11 protein-coding genes are annotated in these 11,541 nt (G+C 68.2%); all 11 read right to left on the bottom strand.

The window, feature by feature from the left end:
* Positions 1-21: 21 nt before the first annotated feature.
* Entirely contained in the window at positions 22-1,203 is a 1,182-nt protein-coding gene (locus J7W19_RS29390) for a hypothetical protein (protein WP_051072442.1), read from the bottom strand.
* Entirely contained in the window at positions 1,200-2,147 is a 948-nt protein-coding gene (locus J7W19_RS29385) for a thiopeptide-type bacteriocin biosynthesis protein (RefSeq protein WP_325176101.1), read from the bottom strand. Before J7W19_RS29385 ends, J7W19_RS29390 begins: the two co-directional genes overlap by 4 nt.
* A gap of 35 nt (positions 2,148-2,182) precedes the next feature.
* A complete protein-coding gene (locus tag J7W19_RS29380) occupies positions 2,183-3,406 on the bottom strand; it encodes a lanthionine synthetase C family protein (protein ID WP_004937986.1) in 1,224 nt (407 codons plus the stop codon).
* Complete coding sequence (locus J7W19_RS29375; protein WP_004937990.1) at positions 3,403-6,366, bottom strand: lantibiotic dehydratase; 2,964 nt, start codon at positions 6,364-6,366, stop codon at positions 3,403-3,405. Before J7W19_RS29375 ends, J7W19_RS29380 begins: the two co-directional genes overlap by 4 nt.
* Positions 6,367-6,536: 170 nt before the next feature.
* Positions 6,537-6,743: an FxLD family lanthipeptide gene (locus tag J7W19_RS29370; RefSeq protein WP_004937995.1), complete on the bottom strand. Its 207-nt coding sequence runs from the start codon at positions 6,741-6,743 to the stop codon at positions 6,537-6,539.
* A 57-nt stretch (positions 6,744-6,800) separates the two neighbouring features.
* Positions 6,801-8,021, bottom strand: a complete 1,221-nt coding sequence (gene fxlM / locus J7W19_RS29365; RefSeq protein WP_004937996.1) for a methyltransferase, FxLD system — start codon at positions 8,019-8,021, stop codon at positions 6,801-6,803.
* A gap of 200 nt (positions 8,022-8,221) precedes the next feature.
* On the bottom strand, positions 8,222-8,434 hold the full coding sequence (locus J7W19_RS29360; RefSeq protein WP_040887430.1) for a hypothetical protein: 213 nt from the start codon (positions 8,432-8,434) through the stop codon (positions 8,222-8,224).
* 34 nt (positions 8,435-8,468) lie between these two features.
* On the bottom strand, positions 8,469-9,038 hold the full coding sequence (locus tag J7W19_RS29355; protein ID WP_004938004.1) for a DUF6415 family natural product biosynthesis protein: 570 nt from the start codon (positions 9,036-9,038) through the stop codon (positions 8,469-8,471).
* 372 nt (positions 9,039-9,410) lie between these two features.
* A complete protein-coding gene (locus J7W19_RS29350; protein WP_040887462.1) occupies positions 9,411-10,604 on the bottom strand; it encodes a helix-turn-helix domain-containing protein in 1,194 nt (397 codons plus the stop codon).
* 106 nt (positions 10,605-10,710) lie between these two features.
* A complete protein-coding gene (locus J7W19_RS29345; protein ID WP_158688704.1) occupies positions 10,711-11,076 on the bottom strand; it encodes a hypothetical protein in 366 nt (121 codons plus the stop codon).
* A gap of 53 nt (positions 11,077-11,129) precedes the next feature.
* Positions 11,130-11,525 (bottom strand): Lsr2 family DNA-binding protein, encoded by a 396-nt coding sequence (locus J7W19_RS29340; protein WP_078587588.1) that lies wholly within the window; start codon positions 11,523-11,525, stop codon positions 11,130-11,132.
* Between the last annotated feature and the right edge of the window lie 16 nt (positions 11,526-11,541).

Here is an 11,541-nt window from a genome sequence, read left to right as displayed (position 1 = left end):
TCGACGATGCAGAGCCGATCACTACGGTGCACTGGACGCTGGACATGATGGAGCTTCCAGCGGCCTCACCGCCTCTTCATCGGCAAGACAATGAGTGAGGCTCGCTTCGGCGATGCTGACAGCCTGCATCAGCGTGGACAGCGACGTCTCCGGCAGGGCCCCCCGGCCGAGTCCGCCGTCACAGACGATCGCTTCCAGCTCACGACGTGGCCGCTCGCTGATCGGCAAGACGGAGCGGCGCAGGATCTCGCGCGCAGCGTACGCGTCGTTCGACTGTGTGGTGTCGATGACGATCGCGTTGTGCAGGGGGGCCACCTGGGCTTCGCAGCCTTCTGATGCCAGCTCGGCCGCCGCCAGGACCAGCCTCACCCGGAACATACGCAGGTGCGGTGGAGTCGGTTCCAGAGCATCCCACACAGCACCCGTCACCGCCGTGAACCCCTCTGCCGTGACGCAGCCCGCACGGTGGTCGGCGTAATGACGGAGGATCTTCGCGACGGCCTTCTCCCATGGCTCGGTGATCGTGGCCTTCTCGATCAGGGAATTGGCGACGTCCGGGTCGGCGGCGTGCAGGCTTGCCATGACATGCACCTGCCTACCGTCGTGCAGTCGTTCGGGCGCCGTGTCGTAAACGGTCGCGTGCTCTGCTGCTTGGGGCCATTGATCGGTGGCGACCAGGAGGCGTGTGCCGTCTTCGAGCAGGACGGATCGTAGCCAGGGCTCGATGTGGTCCCGGGTCGCGTCGGTGGTGAAGCCCGTGAGGTCGATGGGATGACCGTGAATGATCACGGTGCCGCCGTCATGGACGGCGCGGTACACGCTCATCAGCTGCTGATAGGCGGCATGCGGGTCTGCCGCTCGGGCGGTCAGGCGTACGAGGTTGATGATCGGCTGGAGACAGGCGATGGCGGTGTCCCCGGTGACGGGCCATGCTGCCTGGAAGAGGCGGAGCTGCCGCAGGCACAGGTCTGTCGCCAAGTCTGTGAGGCCGCAGTCGGAGGCGATCAGTGCGGACAGATTCCAGGTGGCGCACGCGAGGTTGATCCGGTCGAGAAGCGGCTTGTCCTGAGTCGACTCCTCTGCGCAGGCGCGTACCTCTTCGATGCGGGCGGTGAAGCTGGGATAGACGAGGTGGGAGCGGCTGACCAGCGGAAACCGCCTGGCGAGCCGGTGGAGCCCCTCCTCCGGATGTTGCGCGGTCACGGCATCAGCCTCTCCGAGGAGTCAGCGGTGTGCAGGATCGCGGTACGTGCCGCGTGAGCGAGAACGCTCTGAGTGCGGGCCGGCAGTCCGATCCGGTTCCAGTGGAAGATCACGTGGTAAGACGTGACCTCGCGCAGGCCGCGGTCGAGGGTTCCCTCACGGGCCGCTGTGCCGAGGTCTTTCCCCGCGTCCCGGAACGCGCGGACCCAGTCGATGGCAGGCTTGAGCGTCCGGTCCGACTGGAGCATCGTGCTGGTGGGGCTGGTGTCGGCGAGGAGTAGATGCCGCAGGCTCCCGGCCATGGCCTGGACTTTGGCAACCGGCACGTCTGGGGGCAGGGGCCGTTCCTGGGAGACGCGGTGCCAGACGTCGCCCTGCTCGTACCACTCCAGTCCGGCGGCGCGCATCATGGTGGCGCACAGCAGCAGTGACAACTCGCGGCGGCCCAGTTCTCCCCGTGCTGTGGTGAGGATGGCGCGGCTGTCGGAGTGGAACAGGGTGTGGGCGATGGTCATGCTGGTGTCACCGCCGAACGCCGCGCTTTCGGGTTCGTAGATGCCGGGCCACCATCGGTGGACTCTCCCGTCGGCGGTGAGTGCGTCCAGCGTGTCGGCCAGTGCCGGCGGGAACTGCGCCTTGGGGGCTGGCAGCAGTCGCATTCGCCAGCATGGGTGCTTGCGCATGAACCACCAGCCCGTGATCAGCCTGTCCTGTTGAGCCAGTTCCAGGACGGGGGCGATATGGTCGGTGGCGGTCTGCTCAGCCTTGTCCCAGTCGGTGAACTGGATGTACAGCTGACGCCACGCTGGGGGCCTCGTCTGCTGGGCGAGTGCTTGCTGCCCGGCCTGCTGGTAGACGGCGACTGCGGCCTCCAGGTCGACGGGTTCGAGTCCTGCGTGGGCTGCGGCGGTGTCCGTGCTGGCGCCGGTCAGGACCTCCAGCACGGCGTGCAGGGTCGCTTCCAGATGGGCGGGTCGGTTTAGTCGATCAGTAGACATGCGTCCCATCCCGAGGTCGGCGCGGTGTCGTGGGCTGCGGTGGTCAGAGCGAGGGCAGTGCCGGCGTCGCCTTGCAGGAGGCCCGGATCGTGGCCGGGGCGAGCGTGTTGGGTCAGGGCGGCGGCCAATCCGGGCAGGGTGGCACGTAGGGCCGGGGTGGCAGCGTCGTGTGCCGCGCGCCATGCGGTCTGGTAAACGCCTGCCCATCCGTGGCACAGGCCCGCGTCTGTAAGCCGGGATAGCTGCACCGGGTCGGTCAGGCATCGGGCCATGGCGTCCTCGAACAGGCGCTGGCGTGCGATGTCGCGGCGAGCGAGGGCGGCGAGCTGTCCGGCGCGGGCGATGCCGGGCGTGCCGTAGCACCAGCTGGGTCGGGCCGGTCCCCGTTGGGCGGGGTGGCCGGCGCGGAGTTCGCCGAGGTGAAGGTGCTCAGGCCACCAGGGTCCTGCTGGTCCGTCCTGCCGCCACGCATCGAGCCAGTCGAGGATGGTGTCGATGGCGTTTCCGTGGCCGTCGACGGTGACGCCCTGGCGCAGGGCGCGGGCAAGGAGCAGCAGCGGCCCGGTGATGCCATGTGCCGTGCCGAGGTTGGCGTGTCCGGTGGGGACCGTGGCCGGGGTGAGGTCGGGGCGGTGGCCGACCCACCAACCGGGCAGTTCCCCGTGGTCCTGGTCCCGGGTGGGTCGGGTCAGCCGAACGAGGTAGTTGAGGACGCGTTCCATCGCAGGGCCGGACGGGTTCTGGCGGAGCAGGTAGGCGCCGACGCCGGTCAGCCCGTAGAAGATGTCGTACTCGTGGAAGCTGGCCGGGCCTCTGCCGTGCATGCGGGCCTCAGCCGCGTCCGCTCGCCGGTGGGCGAGGTCGATGACGTGTCGGTCCATGACAGCCAGGGCGTCCTGGTAGCGGGTTGCGTCGGCGGTGACGGCGCAGTCGAGCATGAACGCGACGGCGGGCGCTCCCAAGTACAGGCCGCTGGTGTCGGCGGCGCTGATGTCGGTGGCCACGGTGATCTTGACCCAGGTGTGGGCCTGGTGCCAGGTGCCGTGCCCGGTGCGGGCGCGCTCGATGTGGAGAAGGGCGGTCCCGGCGGCGCCGGTAGCCAGGGTTTGCGCTGCCCAGGGCCGGTCTTCGGGCGGCGGAGCGGGGACGGCCAGGTGCCTGGCGAAGGCGTCCGCCAGTAAGGCCGGGCTGGTCGTGGTGATCACGGCTGCCGCTCCCGGTGTCGCAGGGCGCAGGCTCGGGCGAGTCGGCGGACGGCGCGTTCGTGGTCGGGGTCGACGGGTAAAGCCCGGATGCAGTGTTGATCGAGTAGCGACCGCAACACGGTGTCGGGGTCGCGCTCGGCGGCCAGTTGGTCGCGGTAGGCGCGCAGGGCAGCGGCGCGGTGTTGCCAGGAGGCCGCGATGTCCGGCCCTCCGGGTAAGGCCAGCAGGGCGGTGCGGGCGGGGTCGGCCAGGGCCTGGGCAAGCGCAGTCCGGTCTCGGGAGAGCGGACCGTGTTCGCGGGGCAAGGCGTGGGTCAGCCAGTCGGCTGCCCGTTCCGGGCCGCCGGTGAACTGCATGACGATGTCCACCATGCTTGCAGCGGTGAGGGCTTGCCCCGTAGCCACATCATCCGCGACGGCACGGATCTGGGTCACGCTGGCGGCTGAGTCCGCGGCGAAGACCTGGTGCACGGCGTCCAGGGCGGAGCCGTGTCCGTAGCGGCCGGCCTGTGGCAGGTAGGTGGACAGCTCTAGGTGTGAGGCCAGGTGCTGGCGGTGGAGGGTGTCGGCCCAGCCGTGGACCTGCTGAGCGGCCGGGCCAAAGGTGTCCGGACCTGGGAGGTGCAGGTAAAGGTCTAGGCGCTGGTCGGAGTCCGGGTGGGCCGCATCGCGGTGACGCCGGAACCACCAAGGCGGCACGGTGGCGAACTGGTCGAGCAGGCTGGGCAGGTGGCCGGTCAGGATCTCGTCGTACCGCTGTGGGTGTGCGAACAGGCGGGCGTACAGGACGGGGGACCGGCCGGGCATCAGGGGGCTGGTGACAGCGACATCTATCTGACGATGCGTCAGATCGGGAAGGGTTGAGTTCGCCAGGGGGATCAGAATCTGGTGAGGACGGCCGATCCAAGCCCGGTCCTGCGGGGTCGTGGTTTCGCGTACCTCGACAAGGCGCGTCCGGTCCACACAGGATCGGAGCAGGGCCCGGTGAATCTGCTGATCAAGATCTATGGGGAGCTGCTGATCGTTCTCGACCAGGGCAATGTGGTCGGGGACGTGGAGCCGTTCGCGCCACCGGTCCAGGGCCTTGTTCCAGTCGGCCATGGGCGCGGAGCGGGTGGGTAGGTTTTCGGCTTCCAGCAGCCATCGGGCCGGCGCGAGGATCGCCCGCTTATACCGGACGCGTGGCAGGTAGGGCAGCGTGTTGGCGACGCCGAAGGTGAACGTCTTATAGGCAGGGCTGCGGGCGGTGTTGATCTCCGCCAGGAACCGTGCGAGCGGCGGCGTGTGGACGGATGCTTCGAGTGCGTGGGCAACGCGGGGTTCGACGTGCTGTCCGGTCGACATGCGGACCAGGTAGAACCGGCGATCGTCCGCGGTTACCGCCAGGTCGTCGAGCGGGATCACGCCGGGGCCGGGCTCGTGGTACTGGCCGAGGGAAATCATGTGAGGCAGCACCTGCGCGGTGCGGGATACATTCTCGTTGCGGCGCCGCCGAGGGGCGAACGACAACTGTGCCGGGATCGCGCCGGGGCTCGCGGTCGCGTACGAGTCGGTGAGCGCGGCCCGCGCGGGCGGTGGGAGCAGGTGCGCGAACCGGCCGAACATGCTGCTGCCGGGGCGGGGCGCTCCGGTGACCAGTAGCCGGTAGTCGCCGCGCTCTACGGCTTCCACGGTGGGGGCGTGGATCTCCACGGCTATCTCCGCCCGGGGCACGGGCAGGAGCGGTTCCGTGTGGTCGGCGGTCAGGTCGGCGATCGTCGCCCGGGTCAGGACAAGCTCACCGCTGGCGTCGAGTATCACCTCCTGGAGCAGACGCATGACCTTCTCGTCCCGGTCGGTCACCTGATACGGCGGCCGGGTGCGCTCCGAGCCCAGGAACCCCGCCGGCATCCCGAGTCCGCTGTCGGCGACCAGATCCAGCACGGGTACGACGGCATCGTTGCCGTACCGGTCAAGGAACCGCTGGTGGTAGTCGCGCCACTGCGGATACCCGTACGGGTAGGGCGACAGCTGGTGCATGACCTGAGCCGCTTCGGCGGCTTCGTTCAGCACGGCTTCGGGAACCTGGAGGGCGCAGTCCAGGGCGGCGTCGACCAGCAGCGGAACGCGACCGGTAGCGCTCACGCGCTGCATGCTGAGCGACAGCCGGGCGCCGGGCGTCCATGGGGCGTCGGCATCGGGATGGTTCAAGCCGTCACGGATCGACGCGAGCTGGGACGCCAGTTCCGCGATGCTGGCGGTGCCGGCCTTCTCCAGCTCGTTGCACAGGTGGTGAAGCGTGTCGACCGATGTCATCGGGGGCCACAGAGAGCTGATCAGGATGTGCTTGCTCACCAGGTCGGCGATCAGGCCGGTGAGCTGATCGGGGCGCGCGCTGGGGAACTGCTCGGTCAGGGAGTGCACGAGCACGTCGTACGGGATCGGGGTGCGGGCGGCGGCGAGCACGGCCGCCACGGGCCGGGTGCGGCGGACTGACAGCTCGACCGGGGCATAGCCAGCAGTGCGTGCGTCGGTCGGCATTCCGTCCACCACGTGCCGGGTACCGCGTGAGCGGCCCGTGTTGTTGGCGACGACGCTCAGCCGGGCAAGGACAGCAGGGTCTGCCTCCAGCTGGGTGATGACGTCGGTCAGCCAGTCGGAATCGGGCCGGAGCACCGTCCGGTACCGGTCTCCCCACTGGACCCGGGCTGTGTGAGCCGGCACCGCGGGGGCCACCCCGGCGAACACCCCGAACGGTGTGGGCCGGTGGTTCCAGCGCAGGAGATAGGCCGCCACGGACCGGACGACCCGGCGTATTCGGCGGGCATCGCTGGGGGCACCGTCCAGGATCTCGGCGACGCGCTGACACAGGACGGGGCTGGCGGCGGCCAGCGCGTCGGGTATCGGGTCGCGCCACACCTCGGCGAGCCACTGGCAGCCCTGAGCGGTGACGTCGTCGCCGTACAGGTCGAGGTCCGGCACGGGTATCTGTCGAGAGGCGGTGGAGGCGCGTAGCAGTGTTCCTGGCTGCCACCGGTACGTGATGGGTGATCCGTATGCCACTGGTACCCCTCTTCTCGTATGGGGGCGTGCATATAGGTGGCGCCGGGGCGGCAGCCACGATCGGCTACCGCCCCGGCGACAGGGATGCGTCAGGCAGCGTCTTCGATGGTGGAGACGCAGGAGCTGGCCCCGTTGGCGCAGGTGTTGCCGCAGCCGTCGCTGGTGGGGCAGTCGAAGTTGTAGACGGGGCTCTCGGCGACGACGACGCGGACCTCCAGCTGGAATTCCTCGTCGGTGAGATCCCCGGCCGGGAGTCCGATCGGAGCGGTGACGCTGTCGAGTACGGCAGTGGTCATGTGATCACTCTCTCTATCCGATGGGATGGTGCGAGAGACCTGGCCAGGCGCCACGTTCTACGTGGTCGGCCAGGAGATCGAGATCCGGCTGTGCTGCTTGTTGATGATCCGGTCGCCGGAGATCCGGTCATCGGGTGTGCCCGCCGGGTAGACGGCGATGTGCGGGTCCCCGCTGCGGTGGTGCTTGCTCCAGGCGCGGACGATGTCGGCCAGCCGCTCGACGAATCCTGCCCCGTCAGGGCCGAAAGCGTGAAACCCGAACTCCGCGTTCTTCTTCTCTGTGTTGCGGCGCACCACGATGTAGCCGAAGTTCGGTCCGTCGATCGCCACCATCGAGAAGCCGAGGTTGGTGGGGCCGATCTTGCCGGTGGTCTGTTCGGGGTCGATGGACATGCTGCAATACGTCGGCACGTGCGTCGCCAGGTACATCTGGAGGGTGCCGATGGGCTCCTGGTTGGCGACGGTCACCCCGGTCCACGTCTCGGCGCGGGCGCCGTCCAGGACGCCAGCCAGTAGCGAAGGGTCGGCGGGCGGTCCCTCGTCGAAGCGCAGGGTGACGCCCTCGTCTCCGGGCAGTTGCATCGACTGCTGGTGGTGCGTACCCGCGCCCCGTACCGCGACGAATCCGCACACGTGGGCGCTCGTGGCAACCAGGTGGTCGCCCTGCCGGAGGAACCCGTAGGTGCGGGTCAGGCCGTTGATGCGCAGCGGCACGACGAGCCGGCCGTCGTCCTTGAGCTGGTCAACCCAGGCGGGCGGGATGTCCCAGGCGCCGACGGTCACCACGATCGCGTCGAAGGGGGCGTTCTTGGGGAAACCGTCCTCGCCGTCGGCAACGACCACGTTGACGTTGGTGTAGCCGGTCTGGTTGAGGAACTGCTCGGCGCGGGCTGCTGGCGCGGGGTCGATGTCGACGGTGGTGACCTGCCCCGTGGGGCCGACCAGTTCCGCGATGTAGGCAGCATTCGGCCCGTTGGTGCCGATCTCCAGCACGTTGTCGCCGGGGCGGATGCCGGCCTGCTCCAGCTGCATCGCCTGGATCTGCGGAGCGGACACCGAACTGATGTGATTGCCGTGCTCGTCCTTCTGAGTGATCACGGCGTCGTAGGTGTTGTAGGCGTCTTCGAGCGACGCCTCCGGGACGGACAGGTGACGCGGGACCTTGCGCATGGCGGCCTCGACGCCGGGCGACACGATCGTGCCGTCCTCCTTGAGCCGATCCACGACGGCACCTCGCAGTTCTGCGGCGCGCTCGGACTCGGCGGTTGCTTCGGTCATGGAGCAGTTTTCCTTCCCTGAGCTGCTTCAGAGAGCTGTGCTGGTGTGATCGAAGCCCCGAGTCTAGGACACCTAACGTGGACCAAGGCTTCACGAAGAGTAGTCGAACTGGCTTGTTGAATACGGTAGATGGGGCCGTGCGCGACCAGTTGGAGAACCCGCCTCTCCCCGAGGGGGACACAAGGGGAGAGGCAGGAGTTCTAGGGGGCCCGGTGGCCTACGATCTGGCTCGCGACGACCGCGCCGGGCGGCGGAGCGAGGATCGTGGCGCGCCCCCAGGTCTCCCAGAACCGCCGGTGACCCGTCCGGTCCATGTGGCGGCACTTCCAGCGCTCGACCAGGGCCTCCCCGCCCTTCATGTCGAACTCGGCCCCGCAGCCCTCCTCAGTGCACTCGACGGAGAACTCCTGCAAAATCCCCGGGTCCTCCGTCGTAGTCCACTCGGGGTCACGACGGCTCACGGTCGCCCTGCCCCTCACAGGCAGCCAGCCGGGGCGAGGACTTCTGGTGCCCGCTTTCCGCGGGTGCCTCCGCCTGCTCCAGGAGTACCTGGGTGGGTCGCTCGCCGGTCGAGGCCGGGGCAACGAACATCCTGCCGCGCGGAGGTCTGCGCATCGGGCGCCGGCTCGCGGGTTCCCGGGGCGGCAGCGGCTCTGAAGTCGGGGCCGGGCGGGCGGTCGGGTTCCGGAGCTCGTACAGCCCCGCGAGCCTCTGCGCGACTTCGGCCAGTCCCCGCATCCGCTCCCAGGCGTAGAACGGCGTCGCCGCCGGGGTGCGGGTGAGTTCCATCAGCCGGTAGGCGTCGGTGAACAGCTGGAGCCGCTGGGGGTTGGTTCCGTCTTCATCGATCGCCACGAGCAAGGAGTGCACATGCCCGCGAAGCTGGTCGGTGAAGGTCTCCACGTTGGGCGGGACGCTCACCACTGGACTGAGGGCCCGGCTCACGGTGCGTGCGATCTCCAGCAGGTCGATCGGCTTCTCGTGCTGCGGCGGGGCGTCGGGGCGGCTTGCGGTCATCGAGCACCCCCACTGGCCAGCAGCCGGACCGACGAGTCCGGCTTTCCCCTGCCGTCCCGGTGCTGGCGGCAGGTGCAGTCGGGGTAGCGCATGGTCCCCGGGGCAAGGTCGGCCCCGTCGGCCGACTCGCCCGGGGCGCGAACGGCGCACCCGACCGACAAGGGGGTGGGGGTGGTCGTCGAAACCGGTAATGCCCCGTTCATGTCGCGTTGGGCCATCATCCGACCCAGGCCCGCGCGGGTGTCACTCCTCTGTCTCACTACACTTCGCCTGCCCCTCGTGTGCTGTGTGTCGAGACACGCTAAGAGGGGCCAGGCCGCCTGTCGTTGGTACTTTCGATACCCACGCGACGAAAGTACCCGGAGTGATCGTTTAGAGCGGCAGACGTACGGCAGTTGCCAGGTCGCGCATCTCTGGCGTCAACTTCCGGCGCTCTTCGATCACTCGCCCGAGGATGTCCCGGGCGAAAGGCTGATTGGGCAGCCACTCGGGCGCACTGCGGTTGATCTCCGACAACTTCCCTACGCACACGCCGTAGTTACCGGTCCGGGCATGGGCGTCGGACACGTCGAGAAGGTGACGGTTCCAGTCGCTGGATGTCATCTGCACCCGGAACCGCGGGCTCTTGGCCTTCCTGATCTTCTCCACCTTGTCGCCGATCCGCAGCACTCCTTGCGGCTGCCCGACGATGCCGGCGCTCTCGGCGGTCTTGAGCAGAACGGTCACCGGTCCGAACGTGGAGTTGCTGATGTTCGGCGGGAATCGCCACTCGCGGCCCAGCGCCTCAGCAGCAGCTCGTGCGTACCTCAAGGCGTCTTCGGCTTCTCCGCTCCGGTTGTCCCGGATCGCCGTACCGGAGAGCCGCAGCAGCAGCGTGCCCCACAAGGCCAGCTCCACAGGGGTGGCCCTGGTCAGGCGGACGGGTTCAGTGTCGTCGGCCCATTGGGTGGCCAGCTCGCGGGCATCGGTGAGCTTGCCTTGACGGAGCAGCAACCAGCACATGTAGTCGACCGTCACGGCGGCCTGAACCCTGTCGGTGGCCTCTTCCAGTGAGCGCGCCAGGGCGTCTTCGGCCGCCGTGAACTGGCGGGTGTGGATGAGCAGCCACCCGACGCGCTGAAGTGCACGGACGCGCAGCTCTCGGCCGTCCGTGCCGAGGGCGTCAGCGTCTCGAAGTAGCGCTGGGAGGATGTTGGCCAGGTCTTGGTACTTGTCGCGGGCGACGAGTCGCGCTAGGTCGTCGAGGGCTCCGGTTACCCCTTCCACGGTGGGGGCGTCGTCGTCGCTCTCCAGGAGTGCCGCAGGCGTATTGAGTGCCTTCTTCACCGCTTCCCAAGGCTCCCCCGCCTCGTCCGGCCCCTGCTCCCGATCACCGACGAGGGTCATGGTGGGCACCCGGAGGGCCGCGGCGAACTTCCGCCAGGTCTCCATCCGGGCCGTCTCCTGTTCGCCTTGTTCGAGGCGGCGGAGGGTGGAGATTGAGACCCCGGAAGCGTCTGCCAGCTCCCGCTGGGTCAAATCACGTCGCTTGCGTACCGTCTTGAGTCGTTCACCAGCGCTCGTCATATCACGAGCGTACGACGCAGGCGCTCTTGACCCCAAGCAGATGCCCCTGTAGCGCTCCAGGGGCATCCGTCGCTGGATCAAGAGAAGCTGACGATCCGTCAGATAGTTACGGCGCCGCGAGCCGCCTGAGCTGCTGAATCTCGTCGTCAGCGAAGCCCAGCTCCGTGCCGCCAGGCCCGATCAGTACTCCCAGCGTGTTTCCGTAGATCGGGAACAGCTCGTCCGTGATACGGGTGATCATCAGTGAGGCCCGGAGGTTTCCCTCGCACGGGCCGGTGGTCTGCGTTTCCTCGCAGACGTACAGCACGAGCGGGTACCCGTTGAACGCCTCGGGGACGTACACGGGCATCAGGTCACCGGCTGGCTGTACCTTTTCGCGTACGAGCGCCAAGCGCTCGCCATGATCCTTCGGCCACTCAAGCTCCTCGATCGGAGCACCCAGGTTGGCCGGTATGACTACTACTTTGTTCACGCACTACTTCCCTGGAAGGGGCCGCCCAGTGCGGCCCCCGCCATGTGATTGATCTAGATCTTCTCGTCGTCCTGGAGCTTGCCCTCGGCCGCGGCCTTGTCGTACCCCGCGCGGATCGTGCCGGGGATGCGGGCCTTGGGGTTGATGGTGTGGCCGTTTCGGGACGCCCACAGCCGGATCTTCTTCAAGTCGTCCGGGGTGAGCTTCTTCGGCTCGATCGGACGGACACCAGCGGCTTCCAGGCTCTTCTTGAACTTCTCGGCAGCCGTGTCGCGAGCCTTCTTCAGCTTCTCGACCTGGCCCTCGTACTCCTTTTCGGCCGCCTCGTACGCCTCGGCGTCAGCCTCCAGGCCCTTCATCTTTGCGGGCGTGAGTTCGACGTTCCCCGAGTAGTTCACCCCATCTACGGTTGCCTCTACGAGCGTGACCTTAGATGTCTTGAGTGCCATCCTCGAACTCCCTCCT

Source organism: Streptomyces mobaraensis NBRC 13819 = DSM 40847 (genome assembly GCF_017916255.1).
GTDB lineage: Bacteria > Actinomycetota > Actinomycetes > Streptomycetales > Streptomycetaceae > Streptomyces > Streptomyces mobaraensis.
This window is presented reverse-complemented; position numbering and strand designations above follow the sequence as displayed.